The sequence below is a fragment of the Paraburkholderia lebeckiae genome, from assembly GCF_014201005.1.
GTDB classification, from domain to species: domain Bacteria; phylum Pseudomonadota; class Gammaproteobacteria; order Burkholderiales; family Burkholderiaceae; genus Paraburkholderia; species Paraburkholderia tuberum.
This window is the reverse complement of the sequence record NZ_JACHDK010000027.1, coordinates 1-19,001: the sequence shown is the minus strand read 5'-3', so window position 1 is coordinate 19,001 and position 19,001 is coordinate 1. Positions and strand designations below refer to the sequence as shown.

Below are 19,001 nucleotides of genomic sequence, written 5' to 3'. Positions count from 1 at the left end.
AAGGTTCTTGAAATGCGCGCATCGACGGGCTCGTCGGGTGGCCGGACCATCTGGTCGGTGTGTGCCGCCGTCGTGCTGTTCGCGCTGTTTGTGCAGGCGTGGATCGTCGTCCAGGCCCGTCCGCAGGATCTGGTTACCGGTGCCCACGGTATGGTCGACATTGTTTCGCGCGCCGTGCCGCCGGCGTTCGATCAGTTCGTCCCGAACTTGTGGCCGGTTCTCGAAACAATTGACCTGGCGGTTTTCGGCACGGTGTTCGGGGTGCTGCTCGCCTTTCCGCTGTCGATTCTGGCGGCCGCGAATGTCACACCGGCGCTGCCCCTGTACTACGCCGCGCGCGCGCTGATCGGCGTCACCCGGGCAGTGCCCGATCTGGTCTGGGCACTGTTGTTCGTCACGGCGGTCGGGCTGGGGCCGTTTCCGGGCGCACTTGCGCTTGCGGTCCATTCGGTCGGCATGCTTGGGCGGCTGTTCGCGGAAGTAATCGAAGACATGGATATGGGCCCCGTCGAAGCGTTGACGCTGACCGGTGCAGGGCGCCTGCAGGTGTTAAGCCATGCTGTCGTGCCGGGCGTGTTGCCCTCGCTGCTCGGCATTGGGCTGTTCCGCTTCGACGAAAACCTGCGCTCGTCGCTCGTGCTCGGCTTTGTCGGAGCAGGCGGAATCGGCTTCCAGTTGCTGACCGCAATGAACCTGTTCCAGTACCAGACGGTGTCGTTCCTGTTGATCGCCACCTTCGTCCTGGTCGTCTGTGCCGAACGCGTCTCCGCTTACCTGCGCAGCCGTGTCACCTGAACGCGGGTCGCTCACCTGCGTCGGCGTCGCTCTTCATGCCTTGACGCGATCGTCATGGGAAGTGCGCAGCCGGCGGCCCAAGGCTCTCCTCATCATTGAAGCACGAGAATCGATATGTTGATCAATCATGGCGTCGGCGTCGATCCGTGGGCGCTCGGTCGCGTTCTGTCGGAACATCCGGAAATCCATCCAACGGCGGTAGTTCGCGCCAGCGACTTTGGCCGTTACACCTATCTCGGTCCGCGCAGCCATGTCGCCGAATCCGTCATCGGCGACTACGGCTATGCGATGGGTGACAATCAGATCGCCCACGCACTCATTGGCAAGTTCGCCAATATCGCCACCGGCGTACGCATCAACCCGCCCAATCATCCTTCGTGGCGTGCGACCCACCATCACTTTACCTATCGCTCCCGATCGTACGGATTGTCTCTCGACGACGACGCTGACATCTTCCAGTGGCGGGCGCAGGAGCCAGTCGAGGTGGGTCACGACGTGTGGCTCGGCCACGATGCCATCATCATGCCCGGCGTGACGATCGGCACTGGCGCCGCGGTCGGCTCAGGAGCCGTTGTGACCAAGGACGTACCGCCGTTCGCGATCGTCGTCGGGGTGCCGGCGCGGGTGCTGCGTTTTCGCGTCGACGCGCGCACCTCGGAGCGCATGCAGCAGATAGCCTGGTGGGACTGGAGCGCCGAGCACATCGACGCGGCATTGGCCGATTTTCGTGGGCTCACGGCGGCCGAGTTCGTGGAGAAGTACGACGGGTAAAAGTGAATGAATGGCAAAGCGGCCGTTTCTCCGCGACGGCGGAGCCTTGCACGCCCCTAATGGTGCGTTGACCGGACGAGTGTGCCAACTGTCCTCGCTTCAATCGCCTGGTCTCGACGTGCCCGTTTCTATGGATGTGTCACGTGGAATTCCCAGGTTAGATCCTTCAAATTAACGGAACAGTCTCATATGGAATTTCGCCAACTTGGCCGCTGCGGCCTCAAGGTTTCGACGCTGACGCTTGGGACGATGCTGTTCGGCGATCCGACCGACGAAGCAACCGCGGCACGCATCGTCGACCAGGCGCATGAACAAGGCGTCAACTCGATCGATACCGCCGACGTCTACGCTGGCGGTGAATCGGAGCGTGTCGTCGGGCGTTGCATCGCCGCTCGGCGCGATCGCTGGGTGCTGGCGACCAAATTTGCCAGTCCATTCGGCGATGGTGACGTCAATGCGCGCGGCGCGTCGCGCAAACACATGGTGCGAGCCGTTGAGGCCAGCCTCAAGCGCCTGAAGACGGACTATATCGATGTGCTTTACCTCCACGCTGAAGATCACGACACGCCGGTCGACGAAACGGTGCGCGCGCTAAATGATCTGGTCCAGGCCGGCAAATTGCGCTACTACGGCCTGTCGAACCATCGCGCATGGAAGATCGCCGAATTCAGTCATACCGCCCAGGCACTGGGTCTCGCTGCCCCGGTAGCCAGTCAGCCGCTCTACAACCTCGCGAATCGGCAGGCCGAGGCCGAGCAGCTGACAGCCGCGCACCGTTATGGCCTCGGCGTGATTTCGTACAGCCCACTCGCCCGTGGCGTGCTGACCGGCAAGTATGAATTGGGCGTAACGCCCCCGGCGGATACGCGGGCAGGGCGCGGCGACCGCCGCTTGCAGCAGGCCGAATGGCGGCCCGAGTCATTGGAGCTGGCACGGCGCGTTCGCGAGCATGCAGAGGCGCGTGGATTGAGTGCGGGGCAATTCGCCCTCGCGTGGGTGCTCAACAGTAGCTATATCAGTTCGACCATCGCCGGACCACGCACCGTGGCGCAATGGGACGATTATCTACCAGCCCTGAGCTATCGCCTGAGCGCCGAAGACGAAGACTTCGTCGACTCGCTCGTCACGACGGGCCACCCTTCGACGCCCGGCTTCAATGATCCCAAGCATCTTTTCTTTGGGCGGATTCCCCGTCACGGTTCGTAAGCCGGACACGCACAGGAGAATTTCCAGAGTCGCGGCATTCCGAAGAGGTTCCGCCACATCGGACTGCTACGCGTGCTATCGACAGCGTGCGCAACCGGGTCACCCTCCCGGTTGCGCCCTGTGCAGGCCTTCAATTTGCGCCGTGCGCCATCGTTGTCGCGACGAGTGCCGGCGTAGCAGCCACTTGGGCGAGTTCATCGCTCGACCATCCGCCGCCCAGTGCATGCAGCAGTTGCACGTTGGCACTTAGCTGGCGTGTCTGGATATCGAGCACGCTGCGTTGTGCTTCGAGTGCGACGGTCTGCGCCTGCACGACATCGAGGTAACCTACAGTGCCCTGCCGATATTGACGCAACGCCAGATCGACCGAGTACTGCGCGGCATTCGCGGCATCCTTTTGCTCGCCAAGCGCGGTGCCGAGATACGACAGCAGCGAAAGGTTGTCCTCGACCTGCTGGAATGCCGACAGAACCACGCTGCGGTAGCGGTCTCCGGCTTCCTCGGTTGCCGCCTTCGCGGCGTCGAGCTGCGCACGACGGTAACCGCCGTCGAAGACGTATTGCACGAGCTGCGGGCCAATCGCCCAGAACAGATTGGGCGCGCTAACCAGTCCAGCATAGGCGGCGCTTTGCACACCACCCTGCAAGCTCAGCGTGATGTCCGGGAAATAGGCCGCGCGCGCGACGCCAATCTTTGCATTGGCCTCGGCAACCCGGCGCTCCGCTGCTGCGACGTCGGGGCGACGTTGCAGCAGCGTCGAGGGCAGGCCGGTCGGAATCGCCGGCAACGCGATGGCGGCAGTCTGCTGCGGCAGGCTGAATTCGGACGCGGAAGTGCCGACCAGCACGGCAATCGCGTGTTCGATGAGCGCTCGTTGCGCGAGATTCTGCGACAACTGGGACTTCGCCGACGACAATTGCGTTTGAGCCCGCGAAACGTCGAGGCCCGCTACGATGCCGCTGTCATGCAGCGTCTGCGTGAGTTGCAGCGCCTTCGCATACGCCATGACCGTCTCGTTCAGCAGCTCGGTCTGCTGGTCGAGCCCCCGCAAACTGATGTAATTGTCCGCGAGTGCCACTTGCAGGCTCAGTTTCACCGAAGCCAGATCGGCCTTGGTCGCCTGAGCCTCATCCTTGCCGGCCACCACGGAGTCACGCACGCGGCCCCACAGGTCGAGGTCGTAATTGACTTCGGCGCCGAGCGTGACGGAGTTGTAGTCGTTCGGGCCGCCCACGCGCAACGGCCGGTTGTCGGACTGGCGAACGCGCTGCGGCACGGCGCTTGCGCTGATGGTCGGATACAGTCCCGACGCGACCTGCGCGACGAAAGCCTGCGCTTGCGCATAGTGCGCGTACGAGGCGCGCAGATCGGTGTTGTTGGCCAGCAGACGCGTTTCGAGATCGTCGAGTTGCGCGTCGCCATATATTTTCCACCAGCCGTTACGGTCTATCCGGTCAGCAGGCTGAGCGGCGGTCCAGGGACCAACGGTTTTGTATTGCGCCGCTATCGGCACCGAAGGCACCTGATATTGCGGCGCGAGCGAGCAGGCGGAGAGCGCCAGGACGCCCGTTAAAAGCGCGACCCGTCCAGGCTTAACCATGTGCGGCCGCCTTCCTGTCAGTGGCCGGCGCAACCTGGACGCCGTCGCCGTCGGCGAGTCCGTCGGGCGGCGTATCGATCACGCGATCGCTGGCGGCGAGTCCCGAGCCGATCTCCACCGAGTCGCCCAGATCGCGGTCGATCTTCACCTGCTTGAACAGTACGTGACCGTTCGCACCGAGCGTGGCGACCACGACGCCGCGGCTATCGAACACGAGCGCGCTAGCCGGCACCCGAAGTGAGTCGGCGGACGCGGGCAACGTGAATTTCAGGCTGGCGAAACCGCCCGGCAGCAGCTTGCCGTTGGCATTGTCGACCAGCAACTGCACGAGCGTCGTCCCCGAACTCGAATTGACGGAGTCTGCCGCTGCAATCACGCGCGCGGTGAACTGCTGGTCGGCGTACTCGGGAACGGTCAAGGTCGCGGTCGTGCCGTCGTGGATCGCCGGAGCGTAGTTCTGCGGTACCTGAACATACACACGCAACTGCTTGACTTCGGAGACCGCGAACAGCTCCTGGCCGACGCCGCCGCTACCGGCGTTCACCAGCGCGCCAACGTCGGTGTCGCGCGCGGTCACCACGCCGTCGAACGGCGCGACGATCCGCGCGAAGGCCTTCGTCGCGACGAGGCGATCGACGTTGGCCTTCGCGGCCGCCACGATCGCCTCCTTCGCGGTGTAATCGGCAATGCGTTGGTCGACGTCCTGCTGGGCCACGGAATCGGTGCCGCTTAGCGCCTCCCAGCGCTTCGCCGTCGTACCCGCTACGACGGCATTCGCCTGCGCACTCTGCAGATCGGCGCGAGCCTGAAGGAGCTGCTGATCAAGCTCGGGTGTTTCGATTTCGGCGAGCACCTGACCCGCCTTGACCGGCGCGCCAATATCGACGTTCCATGATTTCAGATAGCCGCTGACCTGCGCGAAAATCGGCGCCCGTGTAAACGCTTCGAGCCGGCCGGGCAGTTGCAGTGAAGGGCCGTTGGGATCGCGCATGGGCTGGATCAGATTGACTGTCGGTATGGCCTGAGCCTCGGTCCAGGTTTTCAGCTTGCGGGCGTCGACGGCTCGCAGCGCGACACCGCCAACGACGATGCCTAAGGCGACCAGCAGGCCGATCACGCCCGCAACCCGAAGCGGACGGCGCGATGGCGTGTTAGTGGGGAAAGCGGATTCAGACGACATAGGCAGGACCTCCCGGGACGGGTGCTGGGGTCGCCGCGCGCCCGGGGCGCGCGTGAACGATACAGAAGATGACGGGGACCAGGAACAGCGAAGCCGTGGTGGCAAACATCAAACCGCCGATAACGGCGCGACCGAGCGGCGCGTTTTGCTCACCGCCTTCGCCGAGGGCGAGCGCCATCGGCGCCATGCCGATGATCATGGATAGCGCGGTCATGAGCACCGGGCGAAAGCGCGTAAAGCCCGCTTCGAGCGCCGCCTTGAACGGATCGCCATGGACGGCGAGACGTTCGCGGCAGAAGCTGACGACCAGAATCGAATTGGCGGTCGCCACCCCCATGCACATGATCGCGCCAGTGAGTGCGGGTACGGAGAGCGTCGTGTGCGTCGCGAACAGCATCCAGACGATGCCCGCCAGCGCCGCCGGCAATGCGCTCACAATCACGAACGGATCGGCCCACGACTGGAAATTGACGACGATCAGCAGATAGATCAGCACCACTGCGCCAAGCAGGCCGAACAACATGCCGGCAAAGGCGCTGTTCATCGTCTGCACCTGACCCAGCAGCGCGACGCTCGAGCCCTTCGGCAAGGTGCTGGCGTTCTGGTGCACGATGCGCTGGATATCGGCCGACACCGCGCCGAGATCGCGGTCCTGGGTGGTCGCGAAGATCTCGACCATGGGCTGGATGTTGTATTGGCTGACGACTTCGTTGCTGGTGGAGCGCTCGACCGTTGCCAGGCCGCCGAGGATCTGGGCGGTGCCTCCGCCGCTGGCGGTGATCGGCAGATTTTGCAATGCTGCCAGTGAATCGAGACTGTATTGCGGCGTTTGCATCACGATCGGATACGACACGCCGTTCGCGTTGTTCAGCCAGTACGTGGGCGCCACCTGGCTCGAACCTGCGAGATTCACCACCATGCTGTTCGTCACATCGCGCTCGGTGATGCCGAGCAACTGTGCACGCGTGCGGTCGACATCGACGTTGAAGGTGGGGTTGCCGTGCGACTGCGCGATCCGTGCATCGACCACGCCGGGCACGTCGCGGACCGCGCGCAGCAGACGGTCTGCATACGCGTAGTTGGCGTTCAGGTTGTTGCCGCGGATCTGCAGGTCGATCGGCGCCGGCGAGCCGAAGTTAAGGATCTGGCCGATGATGTCCGCCGGTGGGAAAGAGAACGTGACCCCCGGGAATTCCCGCGGCAATCTTTCGCGCATCATGCGGACATACCCGTCGGTCGGACGATGCCCTTCGTTCAGTGCAATCTGGATGTCGCCATCCTGCGAACCGACCGTCCCGGTGTTGTTGTATGCGGTATTGATGCCGCTGACCGGCAGACCCATATTGTCGACCACCGTGCCGAGGTCGGACGGCGGGATGATCTGGCGGATCGCGCCTTCGACATGCGCGAATATCTGCGCGGTCTTTTCGACGCGAACCCCGACTGGTGCGCGCACATGCATCAGGATCTGCCCGGCATCGACCGCCGGGAAGAAGTCGCGGCCGAGCAAGGGCGCCAGGGCGAACGAGAGCGCGACGAAGCCGAGGAAGCAACTGACGAACGGACGCCGATGGTTCAGCGCGAGTTCGAGTAATCCGCGATACGCGCCACGCATCTTTTCAAAGCGCGCTTCGAAGCCGCGCTGGAAGCGTCCGAGCGGACCCGGACGTCGCGCCGCATCGGCATGCTCACCCTGCGCATGCGGTTTCAGCAGGTATTTGGCCATTGTCGGCACGAGGGTTCTCGAGAGGATGAACGACGAGATCATCGCGAAAATGACGGCCTCCGCCATCGGCACGAACAGGAAGCGCGCCACGCCGTTCAGGAAGAACATCGGCACGAACACGATGCAGATGCACAGCAGGGAAACGAACGCGGGTGTGACGATCTGCGCGGCGCCATCGAGGATAGCGGTCTCCACCTCCTTGCCGTGCTCGAGGTGCCAGTTGATGTTCTCGATCGTCACGGTCGCATCGTCGACAAGAATCCCCACCGCTAACGCAAGACCGCCGAGCGTCATGATGTTCAAGGTTTCGCCTAGTGCGGAGAGCGTGGCGATCGAGCCGAGAATGGCCAGTGGGATCGAGGTTGCGATGATGATCGTCGAACGCCAGCTGCCGAGGAACAGCAGAATCATCAGGCTGGTGAGCACGGCCGCGATCACGCCTTCACGTGCCACACCGGTGATGGCTGCGCGCACGAAGATCGACTGGTCGCCGATCGGTTCGACATTCAGGTTATCGGGCCACGACGCTTTCCCGTTGGCGATTTGCTGCTTGATGCCCGAGATGATCCCGAGCGTCGAAACCGAGCCGTTCTTGAGAACCGACATCAGCACCGAGCGCCGGCCGTTCACATGGACGATATTGGTTTGCGGCGGACTGCCGTCGCGAACATTCGCAATGTCACGAATAGTGACCGTCGTGCCATTGGCGGCCTTGACCGGTAGATCGCCCAGGGCCTTGATTTCCGAGGGCGCATTGTTGAGTTGCAGCGTGTATTCGTAGTCGCCGATCTTTTCCGTGCCGACCGGCGTGATCAGGTTCTGACCCGCCAGCGCATTGGCGACGTCCTGCGCGGACAAACCGCGCGCCTGCAGTGCCGCAGGATCAATGTCGATCTGCACCTGGCGCGTCTTGCCGCCGAACGGGTAGGGAACCGACGCACCGGCGACAGTCGTGAGCATGGGACGCACCGCATTCAGACCGAGGTCGCCCAGCCTCTGCTCGGACAGCCCCTTGCCCGATAGCGCCAACTGGATGATTGGCACGGTCGACGCGTTGTAATTGAGGATCAGCGGTGGCGTAGTGCCCGCGGGCAACTGCCGCAACTGAGTTTGCGCGACCGCGGTCACTTGCGCGTTCGCCGTGCTGATATTCACGCCCGGCTGGAAGAAGATCTTGATGATCCCGAAACCAGCGACCGATTCTGCCTCGATGTGTTCGACATCGTTCACGGTGGTAGTCAGCGTGCGTTCGAACGGCGATGTGATCCGGCCGACCATCTGGTCGGGCGGCAGCCCCGTGTATTGCCACACCACGCTGATCACCGGGATTCTGATATCGGGGAAAATGTCGGTGGGCGTCTTCATCGCCGACAGTGGCCCGATGATGAGGATGAAGATTGCCAGGACGACGAAAGTGTAGGGTCGTCGGAGCGCGATACGAACTAGACCGAGCATGAGAATTCCAGGGCTTGGGGGAAACGCAAGAGCATCTTGCAGAGATCTGGCGCAGGAAGATGTTCGCAACGAGGATGATTGCTTTGTGACCTATGTCGGGTGTTCCCAAACGCAACCAAAGTGCGAATGTACACAACGCTCTGGATTCCTGCAGACGGAGAAATAGCATCCCGGCAACGTTTGAATGCCAGGCGAGTCAATTTCTTTCTATCTGCGCATATCGGGAAGACCTTGTCCATGCGGGATGGAGTGATGCTCGGCAAGATTCGGACGGAGGCGAACTAGCGTGATTTCCAGCGAAGACTAAAGCGTTGGAGTTTTTTATTACCAATTGTTTGAGAGGCCATCGAGGGTTCTCGTGCCTCCTTTCAGACGGCATTCAAAGGGTTGACTCCATTCTGAAGACGAGGTCTTCGCGTTATTACGCGTATCGTTCAGAATGATCGTCACTTACCTCCCGTGAAGATCGCCTTAACGGGAGAGTCAAGCGACAATTCACGAATGACATGCGCATGAAGGTGTGAAGAGGAATGCTGACAGCGTGCCTTCAAAGCGTTGAGCCGCGGTAAGCGTCCAACGACCGCTGGCAGCCGTTGCGCAAGTCACGCGATGCGGGCCCCGGCCCCGGACCCGGGGCCGGATTCAGTGCAGATCGAGACCATCAGTGACCAAAGTAGATTGAGTGAGTCCCTGTGGTCGTCGATGGCGCACCCGACCGCGAGGAGCCGTTCATCGACACTCCGCCGACCGCCGTGCTGCTCGGCGTCGTGGCATCCTGCGCATGAATACGTGCCTCCGCAGCCTGAACATCGGTGGGATAGTGCAGATCCTTGAGGCCCGGGCGATACCCCGCCTGTTCCATTTGCACCAGGTCGGCGCGCACTTCGGCACGCGTCAGCGGGGCAGTGGAGTCCTGTGCAAAAGAGACCGCGGGGACGACGAGTGCGTTGGCAACCAACGCTGCATAGATCAGAGTCTTCATGGTGAATTACCTGTCACGTTAAATATAGTCAGCTTCACACGCGATGAATGCAGCCTCGGGTGTCGCCGCGCCACCGCCGCAAGGGTGAGTAACGTGTATTGTCCGCAGATGGCGTGACGCGAGGCTGACCTCTGCATTACGCCGCTGTCATGTTCAGATAGGCAGGAGCGAGAACCTGTCAGCAAGCGTACGTCAACGCGGCTATGATTTCATGCGGCGATCGGCGCCGAAACAGGAAAGGAGAAGTACCCAGATGATCCATGTCATTGCCACAATCACTGCCCAGCCCGGTCAACGCGAGGCCGTGTTGGCACTTTTCAACCAGAACCGTCCGGCGGTGTTGGCCGAAGAGGGGTGCATCAGCTACGAGGCCGTCATCGACGTACCGGAGTTCGGGACGCTTCAGACACCGCTCGGCAAAGATACGTTCGCTGTCATCGAGCGCTGGCAGAGCGCTGAAGCGTTGAGGGCGCATGGGGCCTCAACGCATATGGCCGAATATGGACACAATACGCGCCCGTTGCTCGTGAGCCGCGTCATCAACGTGCTTCAGGCTTGCTAAAGAGAGCGTTTCTGGCGGTCCGCAATTGGCTGGGCAGGCCAATATGGGCGCCGCCACGCCGACTTCCAATCACGCTGCCTGCGTGTATACTTTTATGAAAACATAAATCGTCATCTGATGACATCAGCGATAATCCGACAGCGCAGGGAGTTATGAAGAACAAAGGGACTATCGAGAAGCCGAACCGTGGAACCGGCGCCGAGCGCGTCGCTGTCAAGCGGCCGATGAAAAAAGCGCCGCAGCGTTTGCCGCGCGCAGAGCGTCAGGCGCGCGTGCTGGAGAAGGCCGCGGAGTATTTCGCGGAGCATGGTCTGGGCGCGCAGACCCGCGCCATCGCGGAAGCCTGCGGCGTATCGCAACGCTTGTTATATAGCCTGTTCCCGAGCAAGGCCGCTTTGATTGACGAAGTCTACAAGCGGGAAGTCGTCGGAATCTTCGACGCAATCTGGTTTGTTCAGTTGCAAGACCGAAGTGTGCCGATTGAAAGCCGACTCAACCGCTTTTATCGCGAGTACTATGACACGCTTTTGACGCGCCGCTGGCTGAGGCTTTTCCTTTACTCGTCGCTCGAGGGCCTGCAAATGGCGCCGGCCTATACGAACGCGATCGTCAGCCATGCGCTCGAAATCATCGTCACCGAGACCGCGCATGAACTGGGTCTACGCATGCCTGTCGACCCGGCTCAACTGGGCGAAGTGGGTTGGCTGTTACATGGCGCCGTGTCTCATCTGGCGATTCGCCGCCGCATCTATTCGAACGAAAACAGCACGCCCGCCGAAGCGGTGATTGCCATGCACGTGCGCGCCTTCCTGACGAGCCTGCCGAGCCTGCTGCCTGCGTTATAACGCATTGCGAGTCGGCGCAGGGCGGTTCGCCGGTGTTATCGCTGCGACCGTCTGTGTCGTCTCCAGCGCAAGTCGTCAAGCGACGATATAATCCTGCGAAATTGGGCTGCATTGCCGCGCAGGCGCCCTGGGGCTGCTCATTGTGTCCGCGCCGTCTCCCGTTCGAGCTGTGTTTGGCTTGCGCATGGCGGCTGCGTCATAACCGTTCGCAATCGTCGCCATGAGACAAACCAATTTCCCGAACGGCCTGCGCCTCGGCACAATGCCATCGCGCATCCTGGTGGCGTTTCGGGCGATATGTCAGGCCGCGAGTCATTGCACGCTGTCCGCGGCCGCCGTCTTTGAAACAGCCGAGACACGCGCAACAAATAATGCATCTCTCACGAAAAAGGTGAATCCATGAGGACTACGGCGGGTTTGCGTGTCCGCACCCAGTTGGTTGCCGGCTTCGGCATCGTCCTCTTCGCCCTCGTTGCGCTGACGGTCATCGCCATCACACGCGTCGAGTCCGTGCGGCAACGACTCGATCAGATCATCGACGTGAACGGCGTCAAGGAACGGTACGCCATCAACTTTCGCGGTAGCGTTCATGACCGGTCAATCGCCGTGCGCGATGTCACTCTCGTATCGCATGATGAGCTGCCGGCCGTCGTCGCGCATATCCGGCAACTCGCGGCGGATTATGACGAGGCGGCAAAGCCGCTTGCCGCCGTCTACGCGCAGCGCACCGACATCGCCGCAGCCGAGCGCGCTATCTATTCGCGCGTGATCGATGCGGGCAACAAGGCCACGCCGTTTATCGACGAGGTGATTGCACGGCAAACCTCCGGCGACACCGAAGGGGCGCGCACCGTGCTGCTCCAGCAAGCGCGCCCCGCGCTGGTCGAGTGGCTCGCGGCAATCAACCAGTTGATCGACTTTCAGGAAGCGCTGAACCGGCAGGGCGGTGCCGAGGCACGCCAGATAAGCGTCGATTTCCGCTTGATGATGCTTGCGCTAACCGGACTTGCGTGCGTGATCGGTGTTGGCGTTGCGGTGCTTGTCGTGCGCAACATCGGCCGCTCGCTCGGCGCGGAGCCGCGTGAGCTGATCGCGTTCGCCGATGCGATCCGGCGCGGCGATCTTTCCCAGCGCGCCGGGTTGCGCACCGGCGATACGGCTAGCGTGATGGCGACTGTCGTGCGGATGAGAGAAGCGCTCGCGGACATCGTGGGACAGGTGCGCGATGGCGCCGATGCAGTCGCCGGCATGAGTCACGCGATTGCCGCCGGCAATGCCGATCTTGGCGCGCGCACCGAGCTCCAGGCCAGCGCGCTCGAGCAGGCCACCGGCGCGCTCAAGGAGTTCGATGCCAGCGTGGCCACCAACACTGCGAACGCGGGACACGCGGACGAGCTTGCCAGGCACGCCTCGGAAACGGCTGGGCAAGGCGGCATGGCGGTCGGCCGGGTGGTGGAGACGATGCATGGGATAAGGGCGTCGTCGGCGCGCATCGCGGAGATCATCTCAGTCATCGACGGGATCGCGTTCCAGACCAACATCCTCGCGCTGAATGCGGCGGTCGAGGCCGCGCGTGCCGGTAGCCAGGGACGCGGTTTTGCCGTGGTGGCCGGCGAGGTCAGGCTGCTCGCGCAACGTAGCGCAGAAGCGGCGAAGGAGGTCCGGCAACTGATCGTGACGAGCGACGCTCGCGTGAAAGACGGCGCCGCCCAGGTTGACGCCGCGGGCTCGACTATCTCCGCGGTCGTTGATTCGTCGGCGCGCGTCACGGGCATCATGAGCGAAATCCACGACGCGTGTCAGCAACAAACGCTTCATATCGGCGAAGTCCGGGAGATGATCGCGAGCCTCGAGCATGGCACGCAACAGAATGTTGCGCTGGTCCAGCAATCGGGTGCTGCCGCGGACGCTTTGAACCGGCAAGCGCAGATTCTGCTTAGCGCGGTCAATCTCTTTTCCGTCGATGCCGAGCGCGGTTCGGAGCTGAAATCGGCGGGCCTACAGCAGCGCGATGCAACTGCGCGCAACCCGGCGCTTTCGCTCACCAGCAGCTACTCGTGAGCGCAGGGCGGCATAGCACGATTTTCAATTCAATCCAGGTCGTCCGCGCCGCAGGCGCGATGCGCCCGCCACTCTGAGGAGCAGCACATGATCGATTTGCGCAGCGATACCGTGACCCGTCCGGACCAGCCGATGCTCGCCGCGATGTCAACCGCCGAGTTGGGCGACGATGTGTGGGGCGACGATCCGACTGTGCTGCGTCTGCAGGCCATGCTCGCCGAACGCGCCGGCAAGGAAGCCGGCCTGTTCTTTCCGACTGGAACGCAATGCAATCTTGCGGCCTTGATGGCGCATTGCGCGCGTGGCGACGAATACATCGTCGGCCAACTGGCGCACACCTATAAATACGAAGGCGGCGGCGCGGCGGTGCTCGGCAGCATTCAGCCGCAGCCGCTGGAAAACGCCGCTGACGGCACCTTGCCGCTCGATAAGGTTGCGGCCGCCATCAAGCCGATCGATGATCATTTCGCGCGCACGCGTCTGTTCGCGCTCGAGAACACGATTGGAGGCAAAGTACTGCCCGCGGACTACGTGGCGCGTGCGGTCGAATTGGTTCGTCAGCGCGGGCTTGCGACGCACCTCGACGGGGCACGCGTGTTTAACGCCGCGGTGGCTTCGGGCCAATCGCTGGCGGCGCTGTGTGCGCCCTTCGATTCGGTGTCGATCTGCTTCTCCAAAGGACTGGGCGCGCCGGTCGGCTCGGTGCTGCTCGGCAGCGAGGCGCTGATCGGCGCAGCGCATCGCTGGCGCAAAGTGCTGGGCGGCGGCATGCGGCAGTCGGGCGTGCTGGCGGCGGCATGTCTGTACGCGCTGGATCACAACGTCGTGCGGCTCGCGGACGATCACGCCAACGCCCAACATCTTGCCGAGGGTCTCGCGCGGATCGATCAGGTGACGGTACAGTCACACGCGACCAACATGGTGTTCGCGCAGTTTCCGCAAGAACATTGCGCTCCGCTCGAAGCGTGGCTCAAGGAACGGGGCATTCTCACGCAGATGCTGTATGCGTCGCGTTTTGCGACACATAAGGACGTCTCGCGCGCGGACATCGATACGTTTCTGTCCGCTGTAAAGGCGTATTTCGCTCGCGGCTGATGTTTGCGCGATGCCGGTTTTTTCATTGCGTGTTGACATGGCGCGTTCAGGTTGGACAATAATCTCAGCCCCGATACTCGCCAACTCAGGTTCCAAGCGTGAACGACGTCACCGGCATTTCTCCCTCGCGGGCTGACCATGTCTATGTCAGCGTACGCGAAGATATCTTCGATATGCGCCTGCTGCCCGGCGACCGCGTGACGGAAGGCAGCATCGCCGAGCGCTTCGGCGTGTCCCGCACGCCCGCGCGCGAGGCCTTGCAGCGCCTGCAAGGCGACGGCCTGATGCGCGGTTATGTGCGCGGCGGCTGGGAAGTCGTGCCGGTCGATTTCAAGCGCTTCGAAGACCTGTATGAAATGCGCAAGCTGATTGAAACCTTTGCTGTCTCGAAGCTTGCGAGTGCCGAAGGGGAGCTCTCCGAAGGCGTCGCACGGATGCTCGGTCAGCTCGAACAAATCTGGAAGATTCCACCTGCTCATCGTCGGCGTGACGGCCGCGAGATGGTCGCGCTCGACGAAGCATTTCATCACGCTCTCGTGCAGGCTGCCGATAACGCCGAGCTGACGAATGCGATGCAGCGCGTGACCGATCGCATCCGCGTCGTGCGGCGGCTCGATCTCGTGTATGGCGACTGCATCGACGAAACCTACGACGAACATGTGGCGATCCTCGATGCGATCCGTCGTCGCGAAACGGATCGTAGCGTTGCGTTGATCGCACGCCATATCGAGGGTAGCCGCGCTGAAGTGCGCACCTTGACCGAGGAGCGCCTGCAACGCGCACGCACTGCAATGGGGCCGAACGCGGTCCCCTATGCACCACCCAGGTTGCGCGGCACCAAGTAGCGACATCGCCGTGAGCACCGGGTCGCGCGAAACCCCTGCTCTGGCGCGCATGAGCCGCCGACTCGCATGCTGGCATGCTTCTCGCATACGTGACGGGTATGTATACAAGCAAAAGCCCCGTCAGTTATGTCATCTAGTTTTCTGAATCCAACACGCGGCGCGCGCGGTATGGCCGTCGCGCCGAACGCGCTCGCGGCGCAGAGCGCGTTGGCCATCATGCGGGACGGCGGCAACGCCGTCGAAGCCATGATTGCCGCTGCCGCGACTATCGCAGTCGTCTATCCGCACATGAACAGCATTGGCGGCGACGGCTTCTGGCTAATCTCGCGCCCCGGCGCGGAGCCGGTGGGCATCGAGGCCTGCGGCGCGGCAGCGCTCGCTGCGACGATCGACGCGTACCGCTCCCGCGGATATACGACGATTCCGACGCGCGGCCCGCTGGCCGCGAATACGGTCGCGGGCACCGTGTCCGGGTGGCAGCTCGCACACCGCTGGTCGAGGGACGCGCTCGGCGGCAAGCTGCCCGTCAAGCGTCTTCTCGAAGACGCCGTTCACTACGCGAAGTCCGGCGTGCCCGTCACGCGCAGCCAGGCTCAATGTGTCGCCAGCCGGCGCGCCGAACTGAGCTCGATCGCCGGTTTCGCGGACACCTTTCTCCCTGACGGCCGCGCGCCGGCAGCGGGCGAGCGCTTCGTCGCACCGCGTCTCGCCGCAACCTTGGAGCGCCTCGCCGAAGCAGGTCTCGATGACTTCTATCGCGGCGATCTCGCGCGCAGCATCGCGAGCGATCTTCAGTCCGCCGGCTCGCTGCTTGCGCTTGCCGATCTCGAACGGCACGAGGCGCGCTGGCGCAAGCCGCTCGCACTGCAGCACTCGCTCGGCACGATCTACAACATGCCGCCGCCGACACAGGGTCTCGTGTCGCTGCTCATTCTCGGCATTCTCGACCGCGTGCTGACGAAAGACATGGATCCGCTCGGGCCCGAGTTCGTCCACGCGTGCGTCGAGGCAACCAAGCTGGCTTTCGCGATTCGCGACGCGCACGTCACCGATCCAGATCACATGACGGTCGATCCCGCCACGCTGCTCGAACCGGCCGCACTCGACGCGATGGCCGCGCGCGTCTCGCCGACGCGAGCCGCACCCTGGCCAGCCGGTCGCGGACCGGGCGACACCGTATGGCTAGGCGTGACGGATAGCGAGGGCGTGGCGGTCAGCTTCATCCAGAGCATTTATCACGAGTTCGGCAGCGGCATCGTCCTGCCGGGCTCCGGTATCAACTGGCAGAACCGCGGCTGCAGTTTCTCGCTCGACGAGCACGCGCTCAATCCGCTGATGCCGCGGCGCAGGCCATTTCATACCCTCAATCCGGCGCTGGCGCGCTTTGCCGACGGCCGCACGATGGTGTACGGCAACATGGGCGGAGACGGACAACCCCAATCGCAAAGCGCCGTGTTTTCACGCATCGCGAATTTCGGCTGGAATCCGCAGGCGGCGATCGACGCGCCTCGCTGGCTGCTCGGCCGTACATGGGGCCAATCGACCGACACGCTCAAGCTCGAACCACGCTTCGCCGCGCACACGGCGGCAGCGCTCAGCGCATTCGGGCACGAGGTCGAGATGATGGCGCCTTACGACGAAGCGATGGGGCATGCCGGCGCAATCGTCCGGCATCCTGATGGATTAATCGAAGCGGGCTACGATCCGCGCAGTGACGGGGTCGCTGCGGGCTGGTAGACACCGCGCGCTTTTACCCAAACGACTTGCAGTTCCGGCCGTTCAGGCCCGGAGGACGGCGCACGTTTCGCGCATGCCGGCTGGCATGCGCTCAGGAATCGGAGAACACCATGAGTACACGCTTGCAACCGATGTCGCCGCGTATCGAGAATGTCTCGACGCTCGCCACGCATAACCGCTGGATTCAACTCGGGCTGGGTCTCGTCTGCATGATGGCGATCTCGAGTCCGCAATACGTCTGGACGTTGATGACCAAACCGCTCGCCGCGAAACTGGGCATCGCATTGCCTGAACTGCAGGTGACGTTCTCGCTGCTGATCATATTGCAGACGTTCTTTTCGCCGTTTCAAGGCAAGCTGATCGACCGCTTCGGTCCGCGCACGCTGATTTCGGTCGGCACGGCGATGTCCGGCCTGAGCTGGGTGTTCGCATCGCAGGCGCAGAGTGCGCCGATGCTCTATCTGACCTATGGCGTGATCGGCGGCCTTGGCACGGGCATCGTGTATGTCGGCGTTGTCGGGCTGATGGTGCGCTGGTTCCCGGCGCAGCGCGGCTTCGCGGCGGGCGCCGTCGCCGCCGGCTATGGCATGGGCGCGATCGTCACGACGTTTCCGATCGCGGCGTCGTTGCAGGCGCGCGGTGTCGACGCGACGCTGTGGATGTTCGGCATCGCGTTCGCGGTGGTGGGGCTGCTGGCATCGCAGGGTTTGCGTGTGCCGCCCGCGCATGATGCCGCCGGCGCGAATGTGAATGACGCCGGTTCGCCGGTGGCTAATCTGCGCCCGTCACAGACGCTCAGGACGCCGATCTTCTGGCTGATGTTCGCCATGATGACGATGATGTCGACCTCCGGTCTAATGGTCACGTCGCAAATGGCCACCTTCGCCGCCGATTTCGGCGTGACCAAAGTGCTCGTGTTCGGCATGGCGGCGCTTCCGCTTGCGTTGACGATCGACCGCTTCACGAACGGGCTCACGCGGCCGCTGTTCGGCTGGGTGTCCGACAGAGTCGGCCGCGAAAACACGATGTTCTTCGCATTCGCCCTGGAAGGCGTCGCGATGGCGCTGTGGCTGTTCACGCGCGATAACGCGGTGCTGTTCGTGTTGCTCTCGGGCGTGGTGTTCTTCGGCTGGGGCGAAATCTTCTCGCTGTTCCCGGCGACGCTGACCGACACGTTCGGCACGCGGCACGCCACGGAGAACTATGGCTGGCTCTACATTTCGCAGGGCATCGGCTCGATCCTGGGCGGCCCGCTGGCGGCGTTGATGCACCAGCACGCGGGTAGCTGGCTGCCGGTGTTCGGCGCGGCGATCACGCTTGACATCGTTACCGCATTGCTCGCGATTGCAGTGCTCAAGCCGATGCGCCGCCGTTTTCTTGCCGCACCACGCGGCGTTTGACGGCAACTGGCCGTTCGTTCGTTGTACGGCTAATTGCCAGGTGGCGCGCCTCTTTCATGGGCGCGCCGCGCGATTGGCCGCTTTTCTTCCTTGCGCTCAGTGAAGACTACGATCTGAATCTGCTTGACGTGATGCTGCCCGAACTCGACGGGCTCGAAGTCCTCAAACGGTCCAGGACAAAGCCGTCGGGCTTGAGTCCGCTGAAGCAAAGGCGGTGGCGATGAACGGCGCAGGGGGTGGGTCTGGCGGTGTCATGAGCGGAGCGTTGCAGTCGGGGCGACCGCGCGACATTCGAATGTCGCGCGGTTGCCGACGATCTACGTCCACCAATAGGCGGGTGAAATGCGCAGTCCGCTGCGCAAGTGTGAAGAGACATTCAACGAAAACGCGCTGATCCCGCCTGGTTTCTTGACCTCCGGCTCATTCCTGCTCCGGTGGACGCTAAGATCAACAGGATCGATGCGGTCATGCCCCAGCTCTGAAAGTTGGGCAGCAGACCAAGACAGATCGTCGCGGTCGTGACCGCAATGATTGAGCCGAGAAACACCGGACGCCGGCGATACCGGTCGCCCCAGCTACTGAGCACAATTCCACCAAGCGGTCGGATCACGTACCCGATTGCGAACACGGAGAAAGTAGCCAACATGCTAGGCCGTGTTCACATTTAAAAGCGGCCCAAACGAGCAGGCAAGGGACGCGAACACGAGATAGCTGTCAGCGAGCTTGTCATACCGGGTGGAG

15 protein-coding genes and 2 pseudogenes are annotated in these 19,001 nt (G+C 62.9%); 10 read left to right on the top strand and 7 right to left on the bottom strand.

The genetic code is table 11. The annotated features are described in order from the left end of the window. Nucleotides 1-12: 12 nt before the first annotated feature. From phnE to HDG39_RS30350, 3 genes are all read left to right on the top strand, one after another. The gene (phnE, locus tag HDG39_RS30360) at nt 13-795 is read left to right on the top strand and encodes a phosphonate ABC transporter, permease protein PhnE (RefSeq protein WP_260328375.1); all 783 of its coding nucleotides are present in this window, start codon (nt 13-15) and stop codon (nt 793-795) included. A 114-nt stretch (nt 796-909) separates the two neighbouring features. Beyond that, nucleotides 910-1,566, top strand: coding sequence for an LbetaH domain-containing protein (locus tag HDG39_RS30355; RefSeq protein ID WP_184011348.1), 657 nt, complete (start codon nt 910-912; stop codon nt 1,564-1,566). 189 nt (nt 1,567-1,755) lie between these two features. Continuing rightward, the gene (locus HDG39_RS30350) at nt 1,756-2,772 is read left to right on the top strand and encodes an aldo/keto reductase (protein WP_184011422.1); all 1,017 of its coding nucleotides are present in this window, start codon (nt 1,756-1,758) and stop codon (nt 2,770-2,772) included. Between the two features lie 130 nt (nt 2,773-2,902). On the opposite strand, the gene HDG39_RS30345 is transcribed toward HDG39_RS30350, so the two are convergent. The 4 genes from HDG39_RS30345 to HDG39_RS30330 form a co-directional block, all read right to left on the bottom strand. Next, nucleotides 2,903-4,372, bottom strand: a complete 1,470-nt coding sequence (locus tag HDG39_RS30345) for an efflux transporter outer membrane subunit (protein WP_184011346.1) — start codon at nt 4,370-4,372, stop codon at nt 2,903-2,905. Continuing rightward, nucleotides 4,365-5,552, bottom strand: coding sequence for an efflux RND transporter periplasmic adaptor subunit (locus HDG39_RS30340; RefSeq protein ID WP_184011345.1), 1,188 nt, complete (start codon nt 5,550-5,552; stop codon nt 4,365-4,367). The genes HDG39_RS30345 and HDG39_RS30340 overlap by 8 nt, the downstream gene beginning before the upstream one ends. After that, a complete protein-coding gene (locus tag HDG39_RS30335; RefSeq protein WP_184011343.1) occupies nt 5,542-8,733 on the bottom strand; it encodes an efflux RND transporter permease subunit in 3,192 nt (1,063 codons plus the stop codon). Before HDG39_RS30335 ends, HDG39_RS30340 begins: the two co-directional genes overlap by 11 nt. A 661-nt stretch (nt 8,734-9,394) precedes the next feature. After that, nucleotides 9,395-9,715 carry a DUF4148 domain-containing protein gene (locus HDG39_RS30330; RefSeq protein WP_084754257.1) on the bottom strand — a complete coding sequence of 107 codons (321 nt, stop codon included), beginning with the start codon at nt 9,713-9,715 and terminating at the stop codon, nt 9,395-9,397. A 253-nt stretch (nt 9,716-9,968) separates the two neighbouring features. Between HDG39_RS30330 and HDG39_RS30325 the strand changes: the two genes are divergently transcribed. Both HDG39_RS30325 and HDG39_RS30320 read left to right on the top strand, forming a co-directional pair. Next, complete coding sequence (locus HDG39_RS30325) at nt 9,969-10,277, top strand: putative quinol monooxygenase (RefSeq protein WP_184011341.1); 309 nt, start codon at nt 9,969-9,971, stop codon at nt 10,275-10,277. Between the two features lie 152 nt (nt 10,278-10,429). Next, on the top strand, nt 10,430-11,122 hold the full coding sequence (locus tag HDG39_RS30320) for a TetR/AcrR family transcriptional regulator (RefSeq protein ID WP_184011339.1): 693 nt from the start codon (nt 10,430-10,432) through the stop codon (nt 11,120-11,122). A gap of 312 nt (nt 11,123-11,434) precedes the next feature. Here HDG39_RS30320 and HDG39_RS35360 read toward each other — a convergent pair whose 3' ends face one another. Then, entirely contained in the window at nt 11,435-11,713 is a 279-nt protein-coding gene (locus HDG39_RS35360; protein ID WP_260328380.1) for a hypothetical protein, read from the bottom strand. Here HDG39_RS35360 and HDG39_RS30315 point away from each other — a divergent pair. The 5 genes from HDG39_RS30315 to oxlT all read left to right on the top strand — a co-directional run bounded on the left by HDG39_RS30315 (nt 11,600) and on the right by oxlT (nt 18,260). Beyond that, complete coding sequence (locus HDG39_RS30315; RefSeq protein WP_260328379.1) at nt 11,600-13,183, top strand: methyl-accepting chemotaxis protein; 1,584 nt, start codon at nt 11,600-11,602, stop codon at nt 13,181-13,183. The genes HDG39_RS35360 and HDG39_RS30315 overlap by 114 nt on opposite strands. An 87-nt stretch (nt 13,184-13,270) precedes the next feature. Next, the gene (gene ltaE / locus HDG39_RS30310; protein ID WP_184011335.1) at nt 13,271-14,278 is read left to right on the top strand and encodes a low-specificity L-threonine aldolase; all 1,008 of its coding nucleotides are present in this window, start codon (nt 13,271-13,273) and stop codon (nt 14,276-14,278) included. 98 nt (nt 14,279-14,376) lie between these two features. Beyond that, complete coding sequence (locus tag HDG39_RS30305) at nt 14,377-15,123, top strand: GntR family transcriptional regulator (protein WP_184011334.1); 747 nt, start codon at nt 14,377-14,379, stop codon at nt 15,121-15,123. A gap of 168 nt (nt 15,124-15,291) precedes the next feature. After that, nucleotides 15,292-16,860: a gamma-glutamyltransferase family protein gene (locus tag HDG39_RS30300; protein WP_311667777.1), complete on the top strand. Its 1,569-nt coding sequence runs from the start codon at nt 15,292-15,294 to the stop codon at nt 16,858-16,860. A 110-nt stretch (nt 16,861-16,970) separates the two neighbouring features. Then, nucleotides 16,971-18,260 (top strand): oxalate/formate MFS antiporter, encoded by a 1,290-nt coding sequence (gene oxlT / locus HDG39_RS30295; RefSeq protein WP_184011330.1) that lies wholly within the window; start codon nt 16,971-16,973, stop codon nt 18,258-18,260. A gap of 442 nt (nt 18,261-18,702) precedes the next feature. Here the strand turns inward: oxlT and HDG39_RS35950 are convergent. Then, a pseudogene (locus HDG39_RS35950) lies at nt 18,703-18,909 on the bottom strand (MFS transporter); the annotation flags it as partial. Then, a pseudogene (locus HDG39_RS30290) lies at nt 18,908-19,001 on the bottom strand (IS5/IS1182 family transposase); the annotation flags it as partial. The pseudogenes HDG39_RS30290 and HDG39_RS35950, both read right to left, overlap by 2 nt.

What these genes read in the sequence shown, in the direction of transcription:
- phnE (WP_260328375.1), top strand. Translation starts at nt 13, where the DNA reads ATGCGCGCATCGACGGGCTCGTCGGGTGGCCGGACCATCTGGTCGGTG.
- HDG39_RS30355 (WP_184011348.1), top strand. Translation starts at nt 910, where the DNA reads ATGTTGATCAATCATGGCGTCGGCGTCGATCCGTGGGCGCTCGGTCGC.
- HDG39_RS30350 (WP_184011422.1), top strand. Translation starts at nt 1,756, where the DNA reads ATGGAATTTCGCCAACTTGGCCGCTGCGGCCTCAAGGTTTCGACGCTG.
- HDG39_RS30345 (WP_184011346.1), bottom strand. Translation starts at nt 4,372, where the DNA reads ATGGTTAAGCCTGGACGGGTCGCGCTTTTAACGGGCGTCCTGGCGCTC.
- HDG39_RS30340 (WP_184011345.1), bottom strand. Translation starts at nt 5,552, where the DNA reads ATGTCGTCTGAATCCGCTTTCCCCACTAACACGCCATCGCGCCGTCCG.
- HDG39_RS30335 (WP_184011343.1), bottom strand. Translation starts at nt 8,733, where the DNA reads ATGCTCGGTCTAGTTCGTATCGCGCTCCGACGACCCTACACTTTCGTC.
- HDG39_RS30330 (WP_084754257.1), bottom strand. Translation starts at nt 9,715, where the DNA reads ATGAAGACTCTGATCTATGCAGCGTTGGTTGCCAACGCACTCGTCGTC.
- HDG39_RS30325 (WP_184011341.1), top strand. Translation starts at nt 9,969, where the DNA reads ATGATCCATGTCATTGCCACAATCACTGCCCAGCCCGGTCAACGCGAG.
- HDG39_RS30320 (WP_184011339.1), top strand. Translation starts at nt 10,430, where the DNA reads ATGAAGAACAAAGGGACTATCGAGAAGCCGAACCGTGGAACCGGCGCC.
- HDG39_RS35360 (WP_260328380.1), bottom strand. Translation starts at nt 11,713, where the DNA reads ATGAACGCTACCGCGAAAGTTGATGGCGTACCGTTCCTTGACGCCGTT.
- ltaE (WP_184011335.1), top strand. Translation starts at nt 13,271, where the DNA reads ATGATCGATTTGCGCAGCGATACCGTGACCCGTCCGGACCAGCCGATG.
- HDG39_RS30300 (WP_311667777.1), top strand. Translation starts at nt 15,292, where the DNA reads ATGGCCGTCGCGCCGAACGCGCTCGCGGCGCAGAGCGCGTTGGCCATC.
- oxlT (WP_184011330.1), top strand. Translation starts at nt 16,971, where the DNA reads ATGAGTACACGCTTGCAACCGATGTCGCCGCGTATCGAGAATGTCTCG.